Source organism: Pseudomonas sp. SJZ078, assembly GCF_007828255.1.
Lineage (GTDB): Bacteria > Pseudomonadota > Gammaproteobacteria > Pseudomonadales > Pseudomonadaceae > Aquipseudomonas.
Window position 1 is genome coordinate 23,611 of record NZ_VIUG01000030.1, and the last position, 25,358, is coordinate 48,968.

The window sequence follows — 25,358 nt, forward strand, 5'->3', positions numbered from 1 at the left end:
CTCGCTCCCACAGGGTTTTGTGATCGGCACACATCCCATGTAGGCGAGCCTGCTCGCGATGGCGTCAGTGGCCCCACCCCGGTCAAACCACCGGAAAAAGCACCCGGAACGCCGCACCGCCCAGCTCCGAGTCGCCCAAGGTCAAACGCGCACCGTAGCTCTCGATGATGTCTTTGACCACCGCCAGTCCAATCCCCTGTCCCGGATGCTGGCGGTCCAGCCGTTCACCGCGCTGGAGAATCCGCGCACGCTGGTCCGGCGGTACGCCCGGCCCGTCATCCTCGACGCACAGCTCGGTCCCGCCAAGGGTCTGGTGCACGCTGACGCGCACTTCGCCCAGGCACAGCCGATAGGCATTCTCCAGCAGGTTACCGAGCATCTCCAGCAAGGCACCCTGCTCGATCGGTACCTGGCAGTGCTCCGGCAGGTCGAAGCGGACGTTGACCCGCTTGTCGCGATAGACCTTGTCCAGGGTGTCGCACAGGCTTTGCAGCACCGGCCGCAAGCGCACCTGGTGGCGCACCAGCCCGCTCTTACGCAGGCTGGCGCGCTGCAACTGGTAGCCGATCTGCTGGCTCATGCGCTCGATCTGGGTTTGCAGCACCCAGGCCTGCCCACGATCTTCGGGGCGCCGGGCCATGTCTTCGCTGACCCCCTGCAACACCGCCAACGGCGTCTTCAGGCTGTGGGCCAGGTCGTCGAGGGAGTCGCGATAACGGCTGCGCTGTTCCCGCTCGCTGTACAACAGTCGGTTGAGGGAGCCGGTCAGGCGCAGCAGTTCCCGGGGATGTTCGGTGCTGAGGCTCTCCCGGGTGCCGCCTTCGATTTCATCCAGTTCCTGGCTCAGGCGGCGCAACGCCCGCAGCCCCCAGGTCAGACCGATCCACAACAGCGCCAGCAACACCGCCAGCGCCGCTCCGAACCCCATGTAGAGTTTGTCCCGCAGGCCCTGCAGGGTGACTTCGTAATCGCGCACCGGTTGCAAGGTAACAACGCTGAACGCCGCATCCTGGCCGGCGAGCAACTTGATCTCGACGTCATAGACAAAGAACTCCTCGCCGTTCTGCTCGCGGATGCGGGCAAACTCGTTGCCCTGGCCGTCATAGCGAGGCGTGTAGTTGATGTTTTCTTCCCGGGTCGCCTTCGACCGCCAGACCAGTCGCCCATCGCGATCATAGATGTAGCCCAGCAGACGGGCGTCAGCGAGATTGAAGCGCTCGTCGGGCAACTGTGCCGGCATCTTCAGGCGATTGTTTTCCACCCGGGCGGCGGAAATCAGCGTGGTCACATCCGAGGCCAAGCGTTGCTGGATGGACTCCTGCAATGCCAGGCTGAACGCGCCTTGCATGGCGGGCAGCAGCGCCAGCATGAACAACACCGCCAGGATCGTGGCTGCCAGCATCAGCCGCAGCCGCAGGGAACGAATCACTGGCAGCGCTCGTTGAACAGGTAGCCCAGGCCACGCACGGTGTCGATCGGCTTGAAGCCGGAGGGACCTTCGAGTTTACGGCGCAGGCGCCCGACCAGGACTTCGATGACATTGGGGTCGCGCTCGTCGTCATCGGGATAGAGCTGTTCCATCAACCGGTCTTTGGCCACCACCTGCTGGTGATGGCGCATGAGGTACTCGAGGATGCGGTATTCGTAGGCCGTCAGCGCCAGCGGTTCCTCGTCGAGGGAGGCTTGCTTGCGATTGAGGTCCAACAGCAACGGGCCGGCGACGATGGTCGACTGGGTAAAACCGCTGGAGCGGCGCAACAGGGCATTCAGCCGCGCCTCCAGTTCCTCGAACTGGAACGGCTTGACCACATAGTCATCGGCCCCGGCGGCCAGACCTTCGACCTTGTCCTGCCAATTGCCGCGGGCAGTGAGGATCAGGATCGGAAAGGTCTTGTCCTGGGCACGCAGCCGACGGATCAGCTCAAGGCCGCTGATCCCGGGCAAGCCAAGGTCGATCACCGCCAGGTCATGATTGAATTCCGCGACCTGGTACAGGGCCTCTTCGGCATTGGCGACGGCTTGGACCACATGGCCGCTGTCGGTGAGACGGGTTTGCAGGTGATGACGCAACAACGCTTCGTCTTCGACGACCAGTAACTTCATGGAGCCTCTCTCCAGGCAAATCAGACAATCCGGTGCTGTGCAGCGCAACGAAAGCCGCCGGATCGTCTCGGGCCGATCCGGCGGGATACGCTCACCCTCGCCCGCTTAGAACGTGTAGTTGGCGGACAGGTAGGTCTGGGCGCTGCTGGTCAGGTCCAGCGAGCCCACCTTGTCGCCGCCGTGGGGGCTCATTTCGGTGCTGGCGTTGCTGCGCAGGTAACGGTAACCCAGTTCCACCGAGGTATTCTGCGAAATTTGTTGCAGCACGCCGCCCTGCAGGCCCGCCGTGAAACCGATGTCGCTGTCGCGACTGAAACCTGGGGAGTCCTGGGTCACCTTGGTCAGGCCCGCCGTCGCACCGCCGAACAGTTTGGTGCTGCCAGTGACCGGGTAGAACAGGTCGTAGCTGCCCAGCAGGTTTTCCTGGCGCAACTTGATGCCGTTATGGGTTCCCGAAACGTTGTCGTAGGTCGCGTAGTAGCGGCCCTGGTCGTTCTGCTTGCCCAGGCGCAAGCCATAGGTGGTGTCCTTGCCAATCACGCCGTCGGCGTTCGGATTGTTCAGCGCCTGGTCCAGGGCATTGGATTTCTTGACCTTGTCGCTGGTCTGGCCGAGGGTCAGGCTGGCGAAGTTGTCATCGGCGTGGGCCATGGCGCTGGCACCCAGCACAGTAAAAGCCAGCAGCAGTTTTTTCATGTGTGTCATGTTCAGGTTCCTTTGAAACGTGGGTGGTGTGTGAAGTCGTGATCACGTTAACCAGCGGTCCCTGAACACCCCTTGAACGTTCTCTGAACCTGCGCTGAACGAATCGGCTAGAGTGTCTTGTCTCATGCAAACCATTTCTTTCAGGGAGATTCCCCATGCGCAGGTTGCTTGCTGTTGTACTTCTGGCCTTGAGCGGCGCGGGCCACGCCGCCGTCCAGACCCAGGAGATACCTTACACCAGTGCCGACGGCACGAAGCTGATCGGCTATTACGCCTACGACGATGCGATCAAGGGGCCGCGCCCGGGCGTGGTGGTGGTGCATGAATGGTGGGGGCTGAACGACTACGCCAAGCGCCGCGCCCGCGACCTCGCCGGCCTGGGCTACAGCGCCCTGGCCATCGACATGTACGGAGATGGCAAGAATACCGAGCACCCCACGGACGCCATGGCCTTCATGCAGGCGGCGCTCAAGGACGGCAAGGCCGCCAGCGCGCGATTCCAGGCCGGGCTCGACCTGTTGAAGAAACAGCCCCAGACCGATCCGGACAAACTCGCCGCCATCGGCTACTGCTTCGGCGGCAAAGTGGTGCTGGATGCCGCTCGCCAGGGCGTTCCGCTGGCCGGTGTGGTGAGTTTCCACGGCGCCCTGGTGACCAACACCCCGGCCCCCCCCGGCAGCGTCAAGGCGAAGATCCTGGTCGAGCACGGCGCGCTGGACAGCATGGTCACCGAGGATAACGTCACCGCATTCAAAAGCGAGATGGACAAGGCCGGCGCCGACTACAAGTTCGTCAGCCTGGAAGGCGCCAAGCACGGCTTCAGCAACCCCGATGCCGACCGCCTGAGCCACGGCGAACATGGCGGGCCGGACATCGGCTACAACAAGGCGGCCGATGAGCAGTCGTGGGCGGATATGCAGAAGTTCTTCAAGAAGATCTTTGGTTGAACACTCCCCCTGTGGCGAGGGGATTTATCCCCTCGCCACAAAAGCCCCTTCTTCCCAGCAGAATTTCAGTCCGACCGCTCACATCACTACCCAGCATCAAACCAACCCGGCAAAATGCCCGGCATGAACCGACTCCCTGCCCTGCCCGCCTGCTGCTCGCCTCTGGATGAGGATTGGCTGTTGCCCGACGTCCTGCCCGACACAATCCTGCTGAGCACCCGTTTCGATCCACTGTTGTTTGTCGGTGAAGACTTCCCGAACAGTGCCATCGAGCCGCCCGCCAGCATCCAGCGTTCGGTGGCCAAGCGTCAGGCCGAATTCCTCGCCGGACGGATCTGCGCCCGCGCAGCCCTTTATCAGTTGAACGGCCAGCATTGCGTTCCGGCGATCGGCGACGACCGTGCCCCCCTCTGGCCGGCCCATGTCAGCGGGTCGATCACCCACAGCACCGGCCGGGCAGCCGCCATCGTCGCCCTCAAGGACCATTGGCAAGGGCTGGGGATGGACCTGGAGAACCTGCTCGACCCGGAGCGCGCCGAGCGGCTGGCGAGTGAAATCCTCACCCCACCGGAACTGCAACGCATGGCCACCACCCGGCGAGATGACCGGGCCTTGCTGGTGACGTTGACCTTTTCGGTGAAGGAAAGCCTGTTCAAGGCGCTGTACCCGATCGTCGGGCAGCGCTTCTATTTCGAGCATGCCGAGGTGCTGGAATGGGCCCGCGACGGGCAGGTACGACTGCGCTTGCTGACGGACCTGTCCGCCGAATGGCGCCATGGCAGTGAATTGCAGGCGCGGTTCGGGGTGAAGGATGGTCAGTTGTTGAGTCTGGTGGGTATCAAGGCCTGAAATTTGTAGTGTTTGTGTTGGCCCCTTCGCGAGCAAGCCCGCTCCCACAGGCATACGCATTCCAAATGTGGGAGCGGGCTTGCTCGCGAAGACAGCCGATCAGGCGCCGCACCTCTCAACCCCTGTCCTGATGCCTCGGCCAGCTCAAACTGAAACACGCCCCACCCAGGCTCTTGCTCTTGGCGATCAACGCCCGGCCGCCATGCCAGTAAATGATCCGCCGCACGATCGACAGCCCCAACCCATGGCCGCCCGAAGCACGGGCACGGCTGTCGTCCAGGCGCAGGAAGGGTTTGAACACCCGCTCCCAGGCCGCCTCCGGCACACCGGGCCCGTCATCCTCGACATCCACCCGGCAACGCAGTTGCCCCACCTGGTAGCTGACGGTCACCCGGGACCTGGCATGGCGCATGGCATTGCTCACCAGGTTCTGCAAGGCGCGATGCAGAAAGCGTGGCTCGGCCTCGACCCAGGCACCGTCGCAATCGGCGGCAGACAAGCACAGGCCACGTTCGACCGTGACCCCGACGCGCAACGGGCCCAGCTCGTCGATCACCTGATTGACCAGCGCATCCAGGTCCACCCGCTGGAAATTCAGCGCCGGTGAGCCTTGCTCCAGTCGCGCATAGGTCAGCATCTCGTCTACCAACCGATCCAGGTCTTCGATGTCATGGTCCATGCCCGCCAGGTATTTTTCCCGCGCTTGAGCAGTAGCAGCGCTGCCAAGCATTTCCAGGCCGAAGCGCAGGCGCGCCACCGGGGTACGCAATTCGTGGGAAACCGCCCGCACCAGCTCACGCTGGATCGCCAACAGTTGTTGCAGATGCTCGGCCATGCCGTTGAACGCGGCGGCCAGTCGCCCGACCGAGTCGGCACCGCGGGCCGGCACGCGGGTTTCCAGGCTGCCCTGGGCGATCTGGGTAGCGGCGGCCTCCAGGCCACTCAGGCGCCGTTCCAACTGACGCACCAACAGATAGACGATCAACCCGATCAGGCTCAAGCCCAACGCCGCGATCAGTACCAGCCACTCGGGCGGGTAAGGGTTCATCTGGTACAGCGGACCGATTTCCAATACCCACGGCGTGCCCACCATCCCGGCGAACACCCGGATCGAATCGCCGCCCTTGCCCAAGGCCATCACCGTATCGCCCTCGGACACGCGACGACGTTGGTCTTCATCCATGTCCGCCTGCTCGGCGGTCATCAATCGCAGATCGAAACCGAAACCTTTTTCTTCCATGATCTGCGCAAGCCGCCGGGGTTGCTCGCCCACCGGGTAGCGCACCAGCTCGTCGGCCAGCAGGTAAATGGTCGCCCGGGCCAATTGCTCGCTGATCTGCTGGACTTCCCCCACCAACATCAGTTGCTCGCCATCGCTGACCAGTCGATAGACCTTCGCCGCATGGGGCCCGGTCTGTTCGACCAGTGCCTGGCCACGCAGCACGCGGGTGCGCTGTCCCAGGTCCAGGTCGGTCTGGGCAAAGGTCTGCAACGCCAGGGGAATGCCCAACAGCCGCTCCCACAGCAGTAGCGCCCGGCGACGCTCGGTGTCGTTCATCGGCCGCAGATTCTCGGCCATCAGGGAAAACGTGCCGTGGGCCAGGCGCTCGCGGTACTGCTCGCTGCGGGTCTGGTTGAGCAGGTGCAGGGCCAGCACTCCGAGTACCGCCACCAGCACCAGCGCCGCGCACATGCCGCCATAGATGCGCAGGAAGATCGAGTTCACGGTGCCGGGTCTACACAGGCTTCAGGCACGAACAGGTAGCCTTTGCTGCGGATGGTCTTGATCAGCCGTGGATGGTCCGGGTCGTCGCCGATCTTGGGCCGTATGCGCGAGATGCGCACGTCGATGGAACGGTCCTGGCCGTCATAACCGATGCCGCGCAAGGCGGTGAAGATTTCCTCCCGGGACAGGATGCGCCCGGCGTTGGACACCAGCAGCCACAGGAGGTCGAACTCGGCGCTGGTCAGTTCGATCCCGCTGCCCTTAAGCCAGGCCTCGCGCAGGGCGTCGTCCACCACCAGCGGGCCGAATTGCAGGCGCCGCGGCTTCTGAGGGTTCGGCTCCACCGGCTCGCTGCGCCGCAACAACGCCTGGATGCGCGCCAGCAGTACCCGCGGGCGCACCGGCTTGCAGACGTAATCGTCGGCACCCAGATCCAGGCCCTGGATCTGGTCGGCGTCGTCGGTGCGGGCCGTGAGCATCAGGATCGGCCCATCGTACTGCGCGCGGACCTTGCGGCAGATGTTCAGGCCGTCTTCGCCGGGCAGCATCAGGTCGAGGATCACCAGGTCTGGCTGCTCGGCGACGATCCGCGCCGCCGCCACCGCGCCATCTCCTTCGATGGCGACACGCAGCCCGTTGCTTTCCAGGTATTCCCGGGTCAGCTCGGCCAGACGCTGGTCATCCTCGACGATCAATACCTGCCAGGCTTCGTGTTCCACTTGGGGCCTCGTGTTGCTGTGAATATAGAATGAAGGAACGACGCACTCGCCTGTGGCGAGGGAGCTTGCTCCCTCGCCACAAATGCCCGCTCGCTCTTTTGTCATGTCAAAAGAAGATAACTCTGTCCCACACACCAGCCGATTGTATAAACGGCGCCTCGATGGAAAACAAGCGGACAAATGCGTTCGGTCGGGCGGAATTTATGTGGTAACGTCCGCGCCCGCAAAAACCGGCAGGCTGTTTTCGACGCATCGAAAACGATGAAAAAACCCCCGCTCCAGCAAGGTCGCGGCCTACAGCGCAGTTCCCTATTTCGCACACAAATTACGCACAGGTTTATCCACAGGTAGTACGTTGCATTCGTCCCCCAAAACGCATTATCTTGTAGCCCGCTGCAAAAAAAACCCTACATGTAGGGTTTTAAGCCAAAAACCAACCACAAGTCGGACTGAGAATTCAAGCGCTTTTCGTGCCTCTTTCCACTTGAACAGCGTGTTGTCCCAAGACCAGACCGCCCCTGCGGATGGCCACTGTTTCAAGGGTCGAAAACGACCGAAACGGTACGGGTGTTGCAGTCCATTGTTGCCACCCTGCAAATCCGGTTTCGAGCCAGGCTCGCAACCCATGAACTTCGGATGGAAGCAGCCCCACGGGCCTGCTTCCTACTGTCCCGAAGTTGTTATACCCGGCGCCAGTCGGTTGTAGTGCTTCAGGACGGAACGGTGGGCACCGTGATGGTGCCCAAACAAACATAGAGAACGTGGAGACACCCATGCACACCGACACAACTCGCGAGAACCCGCAGGGCACCGCGCCGCTGGCCGCCGATTCGACCCCGGATCTGGCCGCCACCGCGCCTGGTCAACTGCGCGTGATCAAGCGTAACGGCACTGTCGTTCCTTACACCGATGACAAGATCACCGTCGCCATCACCAAAGCGTTCCTCGCAGTTGAAGGTGGCACCGCAGCCGCTTCGTCGCGCATCCACGACACCGTGGCCCGCCTGACCGAACAGGTCACCGCGACCTTCAAGCGTCGCATGCCGTCGGGTGGCACCATCCACATCGAAGAGATCCAGGACCAGGTCGAACTGGCCCTGATGCGTGCCGGCGAGCAAAAGGTAGCGCGTGACTACGTGATCTACCGCGACTCCCGCGCCAAGGAGCGCGCTACCCGCAACCCGGCCGACGCACCGGTCCAGGCCCACCCGTCGATCCGCATCGCCCGCGCCGATGGCAGCCTGGCGCCGCTGGACATGGGCCGCCTGAACACCATCGTCACCGAAGCCTGCGAAGGCCTGGAAGAAGTCGATGGCGACCTGATCCAACGCGAAACCCTGAAGAACCTCTATGACGGCGTCGCGCTCAAGGACGTCAACACTGCCCTGGTGATGACCGCGCGGACCCTGGTAGAGCGCGAGCCGAACTACTCCTTCGTCACCGCCCGCCTGCTGATGGATACCCTGCGTGCCGAAGGCCTGGGCTTCCTGGAAGTCGCCGAGAGCGCGACCCACCACGAAATGGCCGACCTGTACGCCAAGGCCCTGCCGGCCTATGTCGCCAAGGGTATCGAATTCGAATTGCTGAACCCGGTCCTGGCCTCTTTTGACCTGGAAAAACTCGGCAAGGCGATCAACTACGAGCGTGACCAGCAGTTCACCTACCTGGGTCTGCAAACCCTGTACGACCGTTACTTCATCCACAAGGACGGTATCCGTTTCGAACTGCCGCAGATCTTCTTCATGCGCGTAGCCATGGGCCTGGCCATCGAAGAGAAGCAGAAAGAAGACCGTGCCATTGAGTTCTACAACCTGCTGTCATCCTTCGACTACATGGCGTCGACCCCGACCCTGTTCAACGCCGGTACCCTGCGTCCACAGTTGTCGAGCTGCTACCTGACCACCGTGCCGGACGACCTGTCGGGCATCTACGGCGCGATCCACGACAACGCCATGCTGTCGAAATTCGCCGGCGGCCTGGGCAACGACTGGACGCCGGTTCGTGCGCTGGGCTCGTACATCAAGGGCACCAACGGTAAATCCCAGGGCGTCGTACCGTTCCTCAAAGTGGTCAACGACACTGCTGTGGCGGTCAACCAGGGCGGCAAGCGCAAGGGCGCTGTCTGTGCCTACCTGGAAACCTGGCACATGGACATTGAAGAGTTCATCGAGCTGCGCAAGAACACCGGTGACGATCGTCGTCGTACCCACGACATGAACACCGCCAACTGGATCCCCGACCTGTTCATGAAGCGCGTCTTCGACGACGGCAAATGGACCCTGTTCTCGCCATCCGAAGTACCAGACCTGCATGACCTGACCGGCAAGGCCTTCGAAGAGCGCTACGAGTACTACGAAGCCCTGACCGAGTACAACAAGATCAAGCTGTTCAAGGTCGTCCAGGCCAAGGACCTGTGGCGCAAGATGCTCTCGATGCTGTTCGAGACCGGCCACCCATGGCTGACCTTCAAGGACCCGTGCAACCTGCGCAGCCCGCAGCAACACGTAGGCGTGGTCCACAGCTCGAACCTGTGCACCGAGATCACCCTGAACACCAACAAGGACGAGATCGCCGTCTGCAACCTGGGCTCGATCAACCTGCCGAACCACATCGTCGACGGCAAGCTGGACACCGCCAAGCTGCAACGCACCGTGAACACCGCCGTGCGCATGCTCGACAACGTGATCGACATCAACTACTACTCGGTGCCACAGGCGAAGAACTCCAACTTCAAGCACCGTCCGGTCGGCCTCGGCATCATGGGCTTCCAGGACGCGCTGTACCTGCAGCACATCCCGTACGGCTCCGACGCTGCGGTCGAGTTCGCCGACAAGTCCATGGAGGCGGTCAGCTACTACGCGATCCAGGCCTCCTGTGACCTGGCCGACGAGCGTGGCGCCTACGAGACATTCCAGGGCTCGCTGTGGTCCAAGGGCATCCTGCCGCTGGACTCGCAACAGATCCTGATCGCGTCCCGTGGCGAAAAGTACATCGACGTCGACCTGACCGAGTCCCTGGACTGGGCACCGGTTCGCGCCCGTGTACAGAAAGGTATCCGCAACTCCAACATCATGGCCATCGCACCGACCGCCACCATCGCCAACATCACCGGCGTGTCGCAGTCGATCGAACCGACCTACCAGAACCTGTACGTGAAATCGAACCTGTCGGGCGAATTCACCGTGATCAACCCGTACCTGGTCCGCGACCTCAAGGCCCGCGGCCTGTGGGACTCGGTCATGATCAACGACCTGAAGTACTACGACGGTTCGGTGCAGCAGATCGAGCGCATCCCGCAGGAGCTCAAAGAGCTCTACGCGACCGCGTTCGAAGTGGACACCCGTTGGATCGTCGACGCCGCCAGCCGTCGCCAGAAGTGGATCGACCAGGCTCAGTCGCTGAACCTGTACATCGCCGGCGCCTCGGGCAAGAAGCTGGACGTGACCTACCGCATGGCCTGGTACCGTGGTCTGAAAACCACCTACTACCTCCGTGCCCTGGCCGCCACCAGCACCGAGAAGTCGACCATCAACACCGGTAAGCTGAACGCTGTGTCCAGCGGCGGCAACCACGGCGACGACTCGGTCCTGGCCGCTCCAGCAGGCCCGGCGCCAGTGCCAAAAGCCTGCGCGATCGACGAGCCGGATTGCGAAGCTTGCCAATAAGCTGAGCGGGTGGGCGCTGCAAGGCGCCTACTTATAAAGAAAGCCCCCGATAGATCGCTGGTCTATCGGGGGTTTTCTTTTGTCTGGAGGAAAGTAGCGCCGGGACAAACCTCATCGTCGGATCGCCGCCCAAAAAGAAGCCCCTCTTGTGAGGGGCTCCTTGTGCAGCATTCAAGCAACCATCGAGCATCAAGCCATCTGAATAATGGTCTGCATGATGGTGCTCTGGGTGGAGATGGTCTTGGCGTTTGCCTGGTAGTTGCTCTGAGCCTTGATCAGCTCGACCAGTTCGTTGGTCAGGTTGACGTTGGATTCTTCCAAGGCGTTGGAAACGATCGAACCCAGGGTACCGGTGGTCGGGGCATCGTAGGCAGGGATGCCCGAGTCAAAGGTTTCCTTCCAGCTGGTGCCACCTACCGGTTGCAAGCCTTGTTCGTTGGTGAAGCTGGCCAGGGCCAGTTGACCGATCGGCTTGGTCTGGTTGTTGCTGAAGTTGGCCAGCAATACGCCGCTGCCGTCGATGGTCAGGTTGGTGATCTGGCCGGTGGCATAACCGTTCTGGACCGGGAGCGAACGAGCGGTGTCGGCGTTGAACTGGCTGGTATTAGCCATGGAAATCGTGATGGTTGGCGCACTCGCGGCGCCGTTGGCGGTCCATGTGCCATTGGTCACGGTGCCCGGCACCCAACCAGTCAAAACCAGATCGCTATTGATAGTCGCCGGAGGCGTGCTGACCTGAAGCAGCTTGCCGCTCGAATCGAATGTCATAGTCGACGGGACCGGCGCGGTCACACCGGTCGTGGTCGGCGCGGAGCCATCGAGGTTACGACCATCGATCAAGGTATAGACATTCCAGGTGTTGCCGGCAGTCTTGACCATGTATTGATCCATGGAATGCTGGTTGCCCTGGGTGTCATAGATCGGGGTAGTGAACTGCTTGGTAAACGTGGACGTGTCGGTCGGATCGAACGCCGCGGTGATCGGCGTCGCCTTCGAATTCAGGTTGATCGTCGATGAGACCAGGCTGGTCGCCTGTGGCGGCAGGTTGGAGGTATCGATACGCAGATCAGTCAGGATCCCGTTCTGGATCTTTCCGTTGGCATCCACGCCATAGCCTTGCAGCTTCGAAGTGCCATCACTGTTGGTGATATAGCCTGCCTTGTCGGTCTTGAACGTACCGGCACGGGTGTAGCTCAGGGAACCGTCGTTGCTCAGGACGAAGAAGCCCTGGCCCTGGATACCCATGTCCAGCACGTTACCGGTGTTGTTGACGTCGCCCTGGCCGAACTGCTGGGAAACGTTGGACAGGCGCACGCCGTTACCAACGGTCTTGCTGCCCGAACCCAGCTTGGTAGCCGAGTAGACGTCTTCGAATTCCGCGCGGGACGATTTGAAGCCGGTGGTTGCCACGTTGGCGATGTTGTTACCGGTGACGTCCAGCTGTTTGTTGGCAGCATAGAGACCGCTAAGGCCGATGTTGAAAGACATATTCCACTCCTTTGCCGGGTTAGTCGGCTCTACATACCAATAGTTTGTACTTTGGACAGGGCGATGCTGCCCAGCCCGGCGAGGTTGAGCATCAGCTCTCCCCCTGTCTGGCTGATCGTCACGCTGCTGACGGTCGCCGGCAGGTTGGTGATCAGCGACGTGGCCTTGCCGTCGATGGTGGTCGAAGCCGCGAAGGTATAAGTACCCGCCTCGACCGTGGTGCCCGCGTCGTTCTTGCCATCCCAGATAAAGGCAGAGTTACCGGCCTTCTGGCTGCCCAGGTCGATGGTGCGAACCGTCTTGCCGTCCTTGTCGACGATCTTGACCGCGACGGACGATACCGCCGAGGGCACCACCACCGTGCCGTTGAGGCTCTTGGAGGTGTCGACCACCGCCTTGTCGCCAGGGGCAATGACCGAACGCCCTACCAGCGACGAGGCCTGCAAGGCCTGGGACGAGTTGTAGTTGCTGGCCAGCCCGCTCACGGTATCGTTGAGGGTGGTGATGCCTTCCAGGCTGCTGAATTGTGCCAACTGGGCAACGAACTCACCGTTGTCCTGTGGCGACAGCGGGTCCTGGTTTTTCAGCTGGGTAACGAGCAGTTGCAGGAACGCATCCTTGCCCAGCTCCTTTTTACCGGTCGCAGCCCCTGTCATCGAAGACAGGCTGTCGGAGGTGTTATTGGTCTTGATCGAGGAGTTGGCCAGAATCTCGTTGAGGCTCAAACCGCTGGTGGTGTTGGTAACGCTCATGTGACTCGCCCCTTATCACTGACCCAGGGTCAGGACCTTCTGCATCATGGTTTTGGCGGTGTTCATCATTTCGGCGTTGGTCTGGAACGAACGACTGGCGGAAATCATGTCGGCCATTTCTTCGACGACGTTGACGTTCGGGTAATAGACATAACCCTTGGCGTCGGCAGCCGGATGGTTCGGCTCATAGCGCGCTTCGAGGTTGCTCTGGTCCTCGACGACGCCAAGCACCTGCACGCCCTGCCCGGCCGCGTCCTGCTCCTGGAACAGCGAGCCGCTGCCATTCGCCTGGCCGCCCTGGAACATGGTGGCGAACACCGGGTGACGGGCGCGGTAGGTCTGGTCGATGCTCGACGAAACGGTCTCGGCGTTGGCGATGTTACTGGCGACAGTGTTCAGGCGAGTGGTCTGGGCACTCATGGCACTGCCGGCGATGTTGAATACGCTCGCAATCGACATGGCTTATTCTCCGCGCAGGGCCGAGATCAGCCCTTTGAATTTGCTGTTGAGCAGGGTGAAGCTGGCCTGGAAGTTCACGGAGTTTTCCGCGTAGTTGGACTGTTCCAGTTGAGCGTCCACGGTGTTCTGGTCGATCGAAGGTTGCATCGGCGTGCGATACATCAGCGACTCGTCACCATTGCCCAGGCCTTCGGCCTCGATATGACGGCTGTTGGTCATGTTCAGGGCGAAAGAGCCGTTCTTGGTCTTCTCGTTCTGCTCGGCGAGCACTTTGGAGAAGTCCAGATCCCGGGCCTTGTAGTTCGGGGTATCGGCGTTGGCGATGTTGTTGGCCAGGACTTCGGCACGCTGGGCGCGGAAGCTCAGGGCCTGTTCGTGGATACCGAGCGCTTTATCGAAGCTGATGCTCATGTCGGAAACCTTTGGGTGACCAGAATGTACGTGCGATGGATATAGCAAGCGTCGTGCCACTTTGAGAAAGCCCGTAAACCGGGGCTTTGCGGGCATCGGCAAGGCGGCAATGCCAGAAAAGCGGCAACCGCTTTCCGCTTACCTGCCGCTTTTCTGCCGCTCTCAGCGTCAACGGCGGTTAATTGTGGGAGCGGGCTTGCTCGCGAAAGCGGTGTATCAGTCGACATCAATGTCTCTATGAGATCGCCTTCGCGAGCAAGCCCGCTCCCACAAGGGGATGGCGGTGACTTGATGGAGATTTGGCAGGCAAAAAAAAACGGGAACCTGTGACGGCTCCCGTTTTCTTGACCACCGGCGCGAATCACTTCGCCTGGTAGATGATCCCCGGGCTGCACTGGATCATCTGGTAATGATCCGGCAAGCCGTTCAGCGCTTCGGATGCACCGAGGAACAGGTAGCCGCCCGGCTTAAGGGTGCCGTGTATACGCAGCAGGATGTCCTTCTTCACTTCGGCGGAGAAGTAGATCAGTACGTTACGGCAGAACACGATGTCGAATTTGCCCAGGCTGGCATAGCTGTCCAGCAGGTTGAACGAGCGGAATTCCACCCGGTTCTTGATCGGCGCCTTGACCACCCAGCGCCCCGGCCCTTTCGGATCGAAGTAGCGTTGCAGGCGATCAGGCGACAGGCCGCGGCCGATGGCCAGACTGTCGTACTCACCCGTCTTGCAGTTGTTAAGCATGGTCCCGGACAGGTCCGTGGCAACGATCTGCACGCCACCTTTCAACTGGCCGATATTGGTCCGCTCGAACTCGTCGATGGACATCGACAGCGAATAGGGTTCCTGGCCCGACGAGCAAGCGGCCGACCAGATCCGCAGGCGCTGGCCCGGGCTGGCCTTGATGGCCGCCGGCAGCACTTTGTTTTTCAATACTTCGAACGGATAGGTATCGCGAAACCACAGGGTTTCGTTGGTGGTCATGGCATCCACCACCATTTCGCGCAAACCGCTGCGCGGCTGGGTCTGGATACGCTGCACCAGCTCGCCCAACGATTTGAGGCCCTGTTGCTCCATCAATTTGTTGAGACGGCTCGACACCAGATATTGCTTGTTTTCACCAAGCAATATGCCACAGGCTTTTTCCAGGAAGACCCGGAACTGTTCGAAATCCAAATTACCCGTAGACAAGTTACCGCCTCTTTCCATTGTATTGATTTGCCGGGCGCACAACGCGCCCGACCTTTATCCAGCTGTCTTGATCCGATCGACCACCCGGGAAGCCAGGTCATCGGGGCGGAACTTGGCAAGAAAATCGTCGGCACCGACCTTCTTGACCATTGCCTGGTTGAAGACGCCCGACAGGGACGTGTGCAGGATGATGTGCAGCTTTTGCATACGCGGATCGCTGCGAATTTCCGACGTCAGGGTATACCCGTCCATCTCCGGCATCTCGATGTCGGAGATCATCATCAGAAACTCCTCTTCCGGCTTCTTGCCCTCGTCAACCATGTTTCGCAAGTAATCCAACGCCTGCCGCCCATCGTTCAGCGCAATCACTTCAACGCCGATCGTCTGCAGGCAACGGGTCACCTGCTTACGTGCCACTGATGAGTCGTCCACCGTCAGTACCCGCAACGAAATCGCCTTGTGCTGGGTTTCGGCATCCACCACACCGTGGGAAATGGTTTCCGTGGTCGGCGCCACTTCGGCGAGGATTTTCTCCACGTCGATGATTTCCACCAACTGGCCGTCGACCCGGGTTACCGCCGTCAGGTAGTGATCGCGGCCGGTGCCCTTGGGCGGTGGATGGATCTCTTCCCAGTTCATGTTGACGATGCGCTCCACCGAGCGCACCAGGAAACCCTGGGTCTTGGTGTTGTACTCGGTGATGATCACAAACGGATTGCTCTGATCCAGCAGCCGACCGGAACCGGTGGCCATCGCCAGATCGAGAATCGGGATGGTCGCTCCCCGGATATTTGCCACACCGCACACGACGGGACTGGACTTGGGCATCAAGGTCAGCTTGGGGCATTGCAGCACCTCGCGCACCTTGAATACGTTGATCCCATATAACTGCTGGCCATCGAGACGGAACAACAACAGCTCCAGGCGATTCTGACCGACCAGCTGTGTGCGCTGGTTTACCGAATCCATCACTCCCGCCATGCCCTGACTCCTACCTAACGCTAATGTGTCCGACGCGCATTCATCACTAAACGGCACGGGGCTTGCTATTCAACCGGCATGAACGCACAAACGACATTTTCTCGACGCCTGACCACTCATTGCCGCCTCTGGCTCGGTATGCTGTTGGCTGTCTGCCTGTTCGCCTCGGGGGGACGCGCCCTTGCCGAAGCTCCGGTTACCTTGCCTGATCTCCTTATCGGCGTCACTCAGGGCTTTCTTGAATTCACCGTAGAAGACTATCTGGCTTCCAGTCAAACCGAAGGTCGCTACGAAATCGAAGTCAACCAGATCGACCCGCGCTTGCGCATGCCAATGTGTGACAAGGAATTGACTGCGTCCCTGGAAAGCCCTGCCAGGCCACTGGGACGGGTCACGGTAAAGGTCCGTTGCGACAGCGCGGCCCCCTGGACGGTCTTCGTGCCAGCCCAGGTACGCCTGTTTCGCGAAATCGTCACCACCACCCGCCCTTTGAAACGGGCCGGAATCGTCGAGCCCCAGGACGTGACGTTGCGTGAACGGGATGTCAGCCAGATCACCCAAGGGTTCCTGACCTCCGTCGATCAGGCCATCGGACAGAAACTTGTCCGACCAATGGTAGCCGACCAGATCGTGACTCTTTTGCACCTGGAACAGGCCGAAGTCGTCCGCAAAGGTGACCAGGTGGTGATCACGGCCCGTAGCGGCACCCTGGCCGTGCGGATGCCCGGCGAAGCCCTGTCCAATGGCGGCATGAACGAACAGATTCGAGTGAAGAACCTAAATTCCCAACGCGTCATCAAGGCGCAAGTGATGGCCCCAGGCCAGGTGGAAGTGGCTATGTAGTGATCCGGTAGAGACGGGTAGAAAGCTGGCGCTTGACCCTGCTGTTCCCTAGACTGTGCCTTACGCAAGGCAAGCGCAGACGTGCGCACGCTCATTGAACAAATGAGCCTAAAGTTTTTTGGGGGATGGCCGAAAACATGGCAAGCGTCCAAATACCCAGAGGTTTTTTACCATGGTCATCGATTTCAATCGTTTAAACAGCTCCTCACCATTGACAGGCACTACGCGCACCAACGCCAGCAAGGAAACTGAAAAATCCTCGCCGGCCGAGCAGGCCACCACTGTCAAGAACGGGGAGTCGGTACACCTCAGTGATGAGGCTCAGCAGTTGCAGAAGATTACTGACAAGCTGCGCGATCAACCTGTCGTCGACAACGCCCGCGTGGCCGAGTTGAAAGCAGCCATCGCCGATGGCAGCTATAAGGTCGACAGCAACCGTGTAGCCAGCAAACTGCTCAACTTCGAAGCCCAGCGCTAGGCCGCCGCCAGCGCAGGCTTTTGGATGCTAAGACCCAAGGCCAGCCATGCACGACACTCATTTATTGCAATTGATCATCGACGACTTTGTTCCAGCACAACAATTGCTGGAGCTGCTGCAGACCGAATCCCTGGCGCTGCATGGTCGCGACATGCCCTTGCTGGAAAATATCCTGGCACAGAAACAGGCATTGATCATTCTGCTCGATCAGCATGGCCGCAAACGCAGCGAGATTCTCGCCAGCCTCAACCTGCCCGCCAACAACGATGGCCTCGAGCAACTGGCCAGCCAGTCGACGATCGGCGATCAGTTGTTGTCCCAAAGCGCAGTGCTCAATGATCTGCTCGCCCAGTGCCAGGCGGCCAACGCCCGCAACGGCCAGTCGATCCAACTCCAGCAAGCCGCTACCGCCAACCAGTTGCGCATCCTCAATGGCGGTGAAATCCCGACGCTTTACGATGCTCGCGGCTCGACCGCCAAGATGGTCAAGCACCGCCCGCTCAGCCAGGCATGAAACGAACCATGCCTGCGCTCTATCAACCCGCGATAGATGCTGGCAAAATGCTGGCCATTCGTAGTCGTATTTTGCTTGGAGATTGACCCACCGTGTTCAATGCCTCAAACGCGGATGATGCTCCGCAACCGCCCAAGGTCCTTACCACGCCCCTGGAAATCTCCGGCAACCTGCGGATGCTGCAAGATAGCCACGATCCGTTGATCATTACCTTCCACGAACGCACCCAGCGCTTCCAGAGCTACCTGGTCGACGTCGATCGCGAGAAGAACACCATCGCCCTGGATGAAATGATCCCTCGCGACGGGGAGCGTTTCCTGCTCGCGGGCGAGCCGTTTCGGGTCGAAGGTTTCCATGATGGCGTGCGCATCGCATGGGAAGGCAAGGGTCCGCTGACGATCAATGAGTCCCACGATGGTCGCTGCTACCGTGGCGCCTTGCCCGACGAAGTGGTTTATCACCAACGTCGCAACGCCTTCCGCGCAGCCTTGAAGCTGGCGCAACTGGTGAGCATCGAACTGGGCGGCGACAAGCTCAAGTCACCCGTGAGCGGCAAACTGCTGGATATCTCCGCCACCGGCTGCAAGCTGCGCTTCGATGGCGACATCACCGAGCGCCTGCAATTGGGCCAGGTTTACGAGCGCTTCATCGCCGCCCTGCCCTTTGGCAACATGACGGCACCGGTCGAACTGCGCTACCTGCATTTCGAAGAACGCATCAACACCACCTTCGCCGGCGTGCGCTTCCACAATATCAGTGGCCTGGTGCAGCGGCAGGTCGAGCGTTTCGTCTATCAGCTGCAGCGCGAAGCGCGCCGCTTCGATAAAGACGATATCTGATCCCCAGCCCCGAATATTTTCTGCGCCTGGACCGACCTCATCGCGAGCAGGCTCGCTCCCATAAGGACTTGCGGTTTACCGCCCCCATATGGGAGCGAGCCTGCTCGCGATTGGCGACACCACTGCCTACTTACCTGGCTTGAGGTTCCTCAGCGTCAGCCCCCTCGGTGACCGGCTCTGCAACCGGCTCGACCTCCGGATTCGGCGTCACCTGCATCTGCTCTTGCACCACCTGCTCATCGACCCTCGGGTCGAGACACGCCACCAGCGGGGAACTGGACATGCTGTCGGGCATCGCCACGTGATGCAGCGGCGCGTCATCGACCTGATGCAGGTTGGTCACCGCTTTTGGCCGTATGCGCCACACCAGTACCAGTGCAAAGAAGGTGAAGAAGGCGTACAGCATGTGGCTGCCGAATGAGTTCATCAGCACCCCGGCCACCAGCGGGCCAATACTCGCACCTACGCCGTACGTCACCAGCAGCATCGCTGTCAGCGACACCCGGCGATCCGCTTCGACGTGGTCGTTGGAAAACGCCACCGCCAGCGGGTACAGGCAGAATTGCATCAGCGAACAGAAAAAACCGGCGACGAACAGCACTTCCAGCGGCACCGTCGACAGGATCGCCAATGGCGACGCGAAGACTGCCAGGCACAATGCAAAGCAACGGATCAGCAGCGCCCGGTCGTAACGGTCGGACAGCCAGCCCAACGGCCACTGCACCAACAGACCGGCAAAGATGCAGCTGCCCATGAACAGCCCCACCTGTTCGGTCGACAGCCCTTGCTGGGACGCATACAGCGGCGCCAGACCATAGAACGAGCCGACGATCAATCCGGAACCCAGCACCGTGCTCAGCGACTGCGGCACGCGCTTGATGAAGAACCGTGGCTCCATGGGCGCCGGACGCAACGGCGCCGGGTGGATCCGTCGGGTCAACGCCACCGGCACCAGGCACAGGGCAAAACACAACGCCACCAGCATCAGCAGCTCCAACCCCAGGGCCGGGTGGATCACGAGGATCAGTTGACCCAACACCATCCCCAGGTACGAGGCGATCATGTAGCCGCTGAACACCACCCCACGCTGCTTGGCATCGGCCTGCTCGTTGAGCCAACTCTCGATGACCATGTACTGGCACATCATGCCGAGGCCGACGATAACCCGCAGCACCACCCAGGCCGGCAGCCAGCTCACCAGGCCGTGGCCCAGCACCGCCGCACCGACGATCCCGGCACAGGCCGAATAGGCACGGATATGCCCGACGCGGGCAATCAGCCGATGGCCGATCTTGCCACCCAGCACCAGGCCGAAATAGTTGGCGGCCATCAGCGCACCGACCCACAGGCTATCCACATGCTCGGCAGCCAGGCGCAAGGCCAGGTAGGTACTCAAAAGCCCCGAACCGATAAGCATCATCAGCGAGGCGAAATAAAGCGCTCGAAAAGGTTTCCAGACTTGGCGCATCGGCGTTCCGAGCGGCTCCTTGAGATAAGTAGGGGCTGCCTCTGTAGACAGCCCGAATGCGACTTTACGTACAAAGCCTAGGCCTGGGCTGCCAGCACACGCCGTTCCCAGGGGGTGATTTCATCAAAGTAGCTGGTCAGTTCCAGGGTTTTCGTCGCAATGTAGCCTTCGATGAACTCCGTACCGAACAGTTCCTTCGCTAGAAGGCTACGTTTCAGACGCTCCAGGGCAGCGTGCAGGGTACATGGCAACGACAGATTATCCGGTACCTGGAATTCGCCCTGTATCGCAGCGCTCGGCTCCAGGCGATTTTCAATCCCATGAAGACCGGCCGCCAGGCTGGCGGCAATCGCCAGATAGGGGTTGGCATCCGCCCCGGGCAAGCGATTCTCGACCCGTCGGGCCACTGGCGAACTGGCCGGAATCCGTAACCCGGCCGAGCGATTGTCGTGAGACCAGCAGGCATTGTTCGGCGAGGCGAACGGATGACACAGGCGCTGGTAGGAATTGACGTTCGGCGCGAACAGCGCCGTGAAGTCCGCCATGCCCGCCTGCTGTCCACCGATGAAGTGCCGAAACGCTGCCGTCGGCTCGCCGACCTCGTCGCTGAACACATTACGACCGCTGTCCAGCTCGACGACACTCTGGTGAATGTGCATCGAACTGCCCGGCGTATGGGCCAGCGGCTTGGCCATGCATACCACGGTCAGGCCGTGCTTGAGAGCGACTTCCTTGAGCAGGTGCTTGAACAGGAACGTCTGGTCGGCCAGCAGCAGGGCATCGCCATGCAGCAGATTGATCTCGAACTGGCTCACGCCCATTTCATGCATGAAGGTATCGCGCGGCAACCCCAGGGCTGCCATGCATTCATAGACCTCATTGAAGAATGGGCGCAGGCCGTTGTTGGAGCTGACACTGAATGCCGAGTGGCCGTCTTCACGACGCCCATCCAGGCCCACCGGCGGTTGGAATGGCTGGGTCGGATCCGGGTTGGGTGCAAAAACAAAGAATTCCAGCTCGGTCGCCACCACCGGTGCCAGGCCCCGGGCGGCGTACCGGGCGATCACCGTCTTGAGCTGGCCACGCGTCGAGAGCCGGGAGCTTTCACCGGTCAGTTCGTCGGCATCGCAGATGGCCAGGGCGCGGGGATGCGAGCTCCAGGGCAGGCGGTGGATCTGTTTCGGGTCGGCCACCAACGCCAGGTCGCCATCGTCACTGCCATAGAAACGCGACGGCGGATAGCCGCCCATGATGCATTGCAGCAGCACGCCCCGGGCCATCTGCAATCGCCGCCCCTCCAGGAAACCCGCGGCGGTCATCACCTTGCCCCGCGGTACGCCATTGAGGTCCGGCGTGACACATTCAATCTCATCAATGCCCGTCAGTCGCTGCGCGATTGAACATTGATCATCGGTCGTCATGACGCATTCCTTGTTATGTGCGAGCCGCGAACGGCAATCCGTACAAAATAGGCTTCAGCTGTTCGAAATATCAAGCACTCGGGGACAATAAACATCGAGCCTGGGAACACCTTGTGGGAGCGAGCAGACTCGCTCCCACAAGGATTCAGGCTGCCAGGGCCACCTGCGTGGAACAGGTTCAGGGCAGATAAATCCGGAACACGCCGCCCCCCAGCACACCGCCATTGGCAATTTCGGTCCGCCCGCACACGCCGCCGCGCTGGTGCAGCCCGGCGATCCGCGCGGCGAAGTAAAGGCCCAGCCCGGTGCTGCCGCTGCTGTGGTTGATACCTTGCACATAATCGGCCTGACGTTCGAGCATTTCAGGCGGATAGCCTTCGCCGTCGTCATTGATGGTGAGCACCAATTGCCCGGCTTCATCGCTGGCACTGATCAACAACGTCTGCCGGGCGTGGCGAATGGCATTGTTGATGCAGTTGTCGAGCACCGAAGCGATCAGCTCACGGTCGAAGAAGCCCAGTGGGCTCAACGGATCGACTTCATACGTGACCATGATCCCACGGCTGCGGAACACCTCCCGATGGCCGGCCAGCTGCGCCTCGATAAAGTCGTCCAGCTCGTGGTAGGCCGGGTGCAGCGGCAACTGGTTGACACCCAGCTTGTACAGCCCCAGCAGCTGCACCATCAAGCCATTGAGGTGGGCGAATTCGAACTCCATCACGCCCTGCTCGGAGGTCTGCTGCACCTCTTCAGGCAAGCGCTCGAGCCACTGCGCATGAGCCTGCATGAGCAAGGTCAGGGAGTTTTTCATGTCGTGCACGGTCGATGCGATCACCGTGGAAAAATCGAGTGCCTGTTCGCTGTCATTCATCGCCAAATGCCTTGCTTCGCAGTTTCTGATAGCGCGCAAAACGCGCATCGGTGTCGGGCATCATGCCCACCAGTTTCAGGCAGGCGCGACATTCCTCCAGCAGCTCCGATTCCACACTGGTATCGGTGCCATGCAGCAGGGATTGCGCCATATTCAGGGCAATACTGATGTTCTTCGGTTGCATCTTCAGCGCACGACGGAACAGCTCCCGTGCCTCGGGCAACGCGCCGGTCTTGTAGACCCGCACACCTTCGCGGTTCAGTTCGGCGGCGGCATTGCCTTGATTGAGGATGTTCGGGTCGTCGGTGAGCTTGGCAATACCCTGCATCACCGTCGGGTCATCCCCGTAGATTTCCGCGCAGTTCTTGAGCATCGATTCGCCGGCGCTGGTCTGGCCGAGCATCTGCAATTGCTTGGCTACCAGCAGCGCGGCCTCGGCACTCATGAATTGCTCCATGCCATCGAGGCGCTGCAGGGCCTGCTCGGTGAGTTTTTCCGCGGTTTCGGCGTCGTTCAACAACAGGCTCGTGGCTTTCATCAGTCGCGCCCGGACCTGCAGTCCCGGGTCGTTGAGGTTTTCCTTCGCCACCGCGCTGAGGGTCGTGTTGATCTCCAACCGGGTCCGGGTGTCGAGGCCCTTTTCGCTGCCCTTGCTGATAAGTGCATGGGCCAGGCCGAGGTTGCTTTCCGGATCCTTGAAACGCGACTGCGCGCCCTGCCCGACCGCCTGGCGATAGGCTCTGGAAGCGGTGTCGAAGTCTTCGTTGGCCATCGCCAACTTGCCCAGCAACGATTGCCGGCGAACCGCCAGGGGCGACAGGCGAACCGCTTCTTCCAGCACCTCCTGGGCCTGTTTCGTGTCGCCTTCGGCCACCAGCACATCGGCCATACCATCATACAAGGCAGGCATCATCGGAAAGGCCTTGAGGGCCTTTTCATAGACAGCCTTGGCCTGCGTCACCTGACCGCGCTTGAACATCAATTTGCCCAGGCCCGCATAGGCCCAAGGCAACGGACGATCGGCCAGGATGGTGTTGTACAGGCGCTCCAGGGCTTCGTTCTGGTTCAGGTCCCGCAGCGCATCGGCCCGATAACGCAGACACAACGGCCCGTAGCGCGGATCCTGCTTGCACAGGGCGATGCAGGCATTGAGCACTTCCAGCGGCTTGCCACGATCCAGCGCCTGGAGAATCGGCTTGAGCAGGGTCTTGCGCTGCTCCAGCCGCTCCAACCGCTGGGCCAGGCCCGAACGGTTGAAAGGCTTGGTCAGGTACGCATCGGGCTCATGCTCCAGGGCACTGAGTACCATGGCCTGGCTGGTCTCGGCAGTCACCATGAGGAACACGCTTTCATGGCTGATGAGCTTCTCGATCATCAGGTCTTCCAGCACCTGCTGACCGTTCTTGCGGCCGTCGCCCAAGTGATAGTCCTGCAGGATGAAGTCATAGCGCTTCTGCGAACACATGCGCAGCGCCACTTCACCGGTATCGGCGGTGTCCACGTCCTTGACGCCCAACTCACGCAACATGGAGCGGATCGAGCTGCGGAAATCCGAGAAATCATCGACGATCAGAAAACTTTTTTGGTGGTACGCCAGCATCGAGGATGTCCAGGCAAGTAAAAAGGTGCACCCAATGGCAGACAACGAAAATGCGGTCCTGCAACCCGTGGGCGCGCAGATGATAGCCACCAGCCATTATGGAGCAAGAGATTTCCGAACCTCTTGCCCTGGCTGTGCCGTGGCGCACATTGCGAACCTTTCCGGCACACACAGGTGTGGGAGAAAAACGGGCTCATCAGGCTATCGGCTGAATTCGGCTTTCCGTTAAGCGGATCGTAAGGAAGAGATTAGAAGATTGTTGCCCAGACGCAGGTGTCCGGGACAGGAAGCTCATTTGAAGATGTCAGAAACCGAGGTCGACTCAGTGCTCTGCACCAGATCGATCAACCAGGTCCGGAATGCCACGACTTTTTTCGAGTTGGCAATTTCCAGTGGCGTCACCAGATAAAAGCCCAGATCGGACTTCAACTTGAGGTTGAACGGCGCTACCAGTCTGCCGGCTTTCAAATCGTCATCGACATAGGTGGAACGACCGATACACACCCCCAGCCCGTCGATTGCAGCCTGCACCGCCATCATCGCCAGATCGAACGTCAGCCGCGTGCCTTCAGCGAGCTTCTTCGGTTGCCCGGCCGCGCTCAGCCACATGTTCCAGTCGTTACTGGTCATGCCACTGACCTGCAACAGCGTGTGATTGACCAGATCGACCGGGCTTTTCAAGGCTTTGGGACCGGTCAGCAGCTTGGGACTGCATACAGGAAATATCTCATCGGACATGAGCCAGTCCGCCCGCAAGCCCTTCCAGTCGCCGAAACCGTAGCGGATCGCGGCGTCGATGCCGCCCTTGCGGAAGTCGACCAATTCGGTTGATGCGGTGACCCGCACGTCAATATTGGGAAATGCGTCCTGAAAGGATGCCAGGCGTGGCAGCAGCCACTTGGATGCCAGGGAAACCAGCGTGCTGATGGTCAATGCGCTGTTATTGGTCGACTCGAGCAACATTTCCGTGGAATAGCGCAACTCATGGAAGGCCGAGCGAATGCCCGGCAAATAGGCATGGCCTTCGGTGGTCAATGCCAGACCGTCCTTGAGCCGCAGGAACAGGCGGACGCCCAGCTCATCTTCAAGGCGGCGGATCTGATGGCTGATGGCCGTCTGCGTGACATTCAGCTCTTCGGCGGCCTTGGTAAAACTCATATGGCGAGCAGCCGATTCAAACGCTTTCAATCCATTGAGAGAGGGAATTCTGGCGACCATAAGGCTGCGTAATGCTCATGAGATTTTGTCATAAGGTAGCATCGAAGAAGTCCTTTGCAAAACACCCCAGCAAACACGGATCTTAAGGGCACTCTGATCTGCCCGCTGGTCG

23 protein-coding genes are annotated in these 25,358 nt (G+C 60.6%); 7 read left to right on the forward strand and 16 right to left on the reverse strand.

The genetic code is table 11. The features are described 5' to 3' along the window. Positions 1 to 82: 82 nt before the first annotated feature. From FBY02_RS22165 to FBY02_RS22175, 3 genes are all read right to left on the reverse strand, one after another. Positions 83 to 1,429 (reverse strand): ATP-binding protein, encoded by a 1,347-nt coding sequence (locus tag FBY02_RS22165; protein WP_144930272.1) that lies wholly within the window; start codon positions 1,427 to 1,429, stop codon positions 83 to 85. Next, the gene (locus FBY02_RS22170; RefSeq protein WP_144930273.1) at positions 1,426 to 2,103 is read right to left on the reverse strand and encodes a response regulator; all 678 of its coding nucleotides are present in this window, start codon (positions 2,101 to 2,103) and stop codon (positions 1,426 to 1,428) included. The genes FBY02_RS22165 and FBY02_RS22170 overlap by 4 nt, the downstream gene beginning before the upstream one ends. A gap of 105 nt (positions 2,104 to 2,208) precedes the next feature. Beyond that, on the reverse strand, positions 2,209 to 2,808 hold the full coding sequence (locus tag FBY02_RS22175; RefSeq protein WP_144930274.1) for an outer membrane beta-barrel protein: 600 nt from the start codon (positions 2,806 to 2,808) through the stop codon (positions 2,209 to 2,211). A 155-nt stretch (positions 2,809 to 2,963) separates the two neighbouring features. Here FBY02_RS22175 and FBY02_RS22180 point away from each other — a divergent pair, with 155 nt between their 5' ends. Both FBY02_RS22180 and FBY02_RS22185 read left to right on the forward strand, forming a co-directional pair. Next, a complete protein-coding gene (locus FBY02_RS22180) occupies positions 2,964 to 3,755 on the forward strand; it encodes a dienelactone hydrolase family protein (RefSeq protein ID WP_144930275.1) in 792 nt (263 codons plus the stop codon). A gap of 123 nt (positions 3,756 to 3,878) precedes the next feature. Next, the gene (locus FBY02_RS22185) at positions 3,879 to 4,604 is read left to right on the forward strand and encodes a 4'-phosphopantetheinyl transferase (RefSeq protein ID WP_144930276.1); all 726 of its coding nucleotides are present in this window, start codon (positions 3,879 to 3,881) and stop codon (positions 4,602 to 4,604) included. A gap of 115 nt (positions 4,605 to 4,719) precedes the next feature. Here FBY02_RS22185 and FBY02_RS22190 read toward each other — a convergent pair whose 3' ends face one another. Next, the gene (locus FBY02_RS22190) at positions 4,720 to 6,330 is read right to left on the reverse strand and encodes an ATP-binding protein (protein WP_144930277.1); all 1,611 of its coding nucleotides are present in this window, start codon (positions 6,328 to 6,330) and stop codon (positions 4,720 to 4,722) included. Beyond that, the gene (locus FBY02_RS22195) at positions 6,327 to 7,049 is read right to left on the reverse strand and encodes a response regulator (protein ID WP_144930278.1); all 723 of its coding nucleotides are present in this window, start codon (positions 7,047 to 7,049) and stop codon (positions 6,327 to 6,329) included. Before FBY02_RS22195 ends, FBY02_RS22190 begins: the two co-directional genes overlap by 4 nt. Before the next feature lie 773 nt (positions 7,050 to 7,822). Here FBY02_RS22195 and FBY02_RS22200 point away from each other — a divergent pair. Further along, positions 7,823 to 10,714: a ribonucleoside-diphosphate reductase subunit alpha gene (locus FBY02_RS22200; RefSeq protein WP_144930279.1), complete on the forward strand. Its 2,892-nt coding sequence runs from the start codon at positions 7,823 to 7,825 to the stop codon at positions 10,712 to 10,714. A 189-nt stretch (positions 10,715 to 10,903) separates the two neighbouring features. Here the strand turns inward: FBY02_RS22200 and flgE are convergent, their stop codons facing one another. The 6 genes from flgE to FBY02_RS22230 all read right to left on the reverse strand — a co-directional run bounded on the left by flgE (position 10,904) and on the right by FBY02_RS22230 (position 15,994). Further along, positions 10,904 to 12,202, reverse strand: a complete 1,299-nt coding sequence (flgE, locus tag FBY02_RS22205) for a flagellar hook protein FlgE (RefSeq protein ID WP_144930280.1) — start codon at positions 12,200 to 12,202, stop codon at positions 10,904 to 10,906. 29 nt (positions 12,203 to 12,231) lie between these two features. Next, on the reverse strand, positions 12,232 to 12,954 hold the full coding sequence (gene flgD, locus FBY02_RS22210; protein ID WP_144930281.1) for a flagellar hook assembly protein FlgD: 723 nt from the start codon (positions 12,952 to 12,954) through the stop codon (positions 12,232 to 12,234). Between the two features lie 15 nt (positions 12,955 to 12,969). Continuing rightward, entirely contained in the window at positions 12,970 to 13,413 is a 444-nt protein-coding gene (flgC, locus tag FBY02_RS22215; protein ID WP_144930282.1) for a flagellar basal body rod protein FlgC, read from the reverse strand. Between the two features lie 3 nt (positions 13,414 to 13,416). Beyond that, positions 13,417 to 13,824 carry a flagellar basal body rod protein FlgB gene (gene flgB / locus FBY02_RS22220; RefSeq protein WP_024779770.1) on the reverse strand — a complete coding sequence of 136 codons (408 nt, stop codon included), beginning with the start codon at positions 13,822 to 13,824 and terminating at the stop codon, positions 13,417 to 13,419. A gap of 361 nt (positions 13,825 to 14,185) precedes the next feature. Further along, positions 14,186 to 15,013, reverse strand: coding sequence for a protein-glutamate O-methyltransferase CheR (gene cheR, locus FBY02_RS22225; RefSeq protein ID WP_178111821.1), 828 nt, complete (start codon positions 15,011 to 15,013; stop codon positions 14,186 to 14,188). A gap of 54 nt (positions 15,014 to 15,067) precedes the next feature. Further along, the gene (locus tag FBY02_RS22230; protein WP_144930284.1) at positions 15,068 to 15,994 is read right to left on the reverse strand and encodes a chemotaxis protein CheV; all 927 of its coding nucleotides are present in this window, start codon (positions 15,992 to 15,994) and stop codon (positions 15,068 to 15,070) included. Between the two features lie 78 nt (positions 15,995 to 16,072). On the opposite strand from FBY02_RS22230, the gene flgA reads away from it, so the two are divergent. The 4 genes from flgA (at position 16,073) to FBY02_RS22250 (ending at position 18,668) form a co-directional block, all read left to right on the forward strand. Next, positions 16,073 to 16,837, forward strand: a complete 765-nt coding sequence (gene flgA, locus FBY02_RS22235; protein ID WP_144930285.1) for a flagellar basal body P-ring formation chaperone FlgA — start codon at positions 16,073 to 16,075, stop codon at positions 16,835 to 16,837. Between the two features lie 172 nt (positions 16,838 to 17,009). Next, positions 17,010 to 17,315: a flagellar biosynthesis anti-sigma factor FlgM gene (gene flgM / locus FBY02_RS22240; RefSeq protein ID WP_144930286.1), complete on the forward strand. Its 306-nt coding sequence runs from the start codon at positions 17,010 to 17,012 to the stop codon at positions 17,313 to 17,315. 46 nt (positions 17,316 to 17,361) lie between these two features. Beyond that, on the forward strand, positions 17,362 to 17,829 hold the full coding sequence (locus FBY02_RS22245; protein ID WP_047701073.1) for a flagella synthesis protein FlgN: 468 nt from the start codon (positions 17,362 to 17,364) through the stop codon (positions 17,827 to 17,829). Positions 17,830 to 17,921: 92 nt separating this feature from the next. Next, complete coding sequence (locus FBY02_RS22250) at positions 17,922 to 18,668, forward strand: flagellar brake protein (protein ID WP_144930287.1); 747 nt, start codon at positions 17,922 to 17,924, stop codon at positions 18,666 to 18,668. A 130-nt stretch (positions 18,669 to 18,798) separates the two neighbouring features. Here FBY02_RS22250 and FBY02_RS22255 read toward each other — a convergent pair whose 3' ends face one another. The 5 genes from FBY02_RS22255 to FBY02_RS22275 form a co-directional block, all read right to left on the reverse strand. Beyond that, positions 18,799 to 20,136: an MFS transporter gene (locus tag FBY02_RS22255; protein WP_144930288.1), complete on the reverse strand. Its 1,338-nt coding sequence runs from the start codon at positions 20,134 to 20,136 to the stop codon at positions 18,799 to 18,801. 77 nt (positions 20,137 to 20,213) lie between these two features. Then, on the reverse strand, positions 20,214 to 21,455 hold the full coding sequence (locus FBY02_RS22260; RefSeq protein WP_178111830.1) for a glutamine synthetase family protein: 1,242 nt from the start codon (positions 21,453 to 21,455) through the stop codon (positions 20,214 to 20,216). 280 nt (positions 21,456 to 21,735) lie between these two features. Further along, positions 21,736 to 22,428: a sensor histidine kinase KdpD gene (locus FBY02_RS22265; protein WP_144930290.1), complete on the reverse strand. Its 693-nt coding sequence runs from the start codon at positions 22,426 to 22,428 to the stop codon at positions 21,736 to 21,738. Further along, complete coding sequence (locus FBY02_RS22270; RefSeq protein ID WP_144930291.1) at positions 22,421 to 24,028, reverse strand: tetratricopeptide repeat-containing response regulator; 1,608 nt, start codon at positions 24,026 to 24,028, stop codon at positions 22,421 to 22,423. The genes FBY02_RS22265 and FBY02_RS22270 overlap by 8 nt, the downstream gene beginning before the upstream one ends. A 291-nt stretch (positions 24,029 to 24,319) precedes the next feature. After that, complete coding sequence (locus FBY02_RS22275; protein ID WP_144930292.1) at positions 24,320 to 25,246, reverse strand: transcriptional regulator GcvA; 927 nt, start codon at positions 25,244 to 25,246, stop codon at positions 24,320 to 24,322. Positions 25,247 to 25,358: the final 112 nt, after the last annotated feature.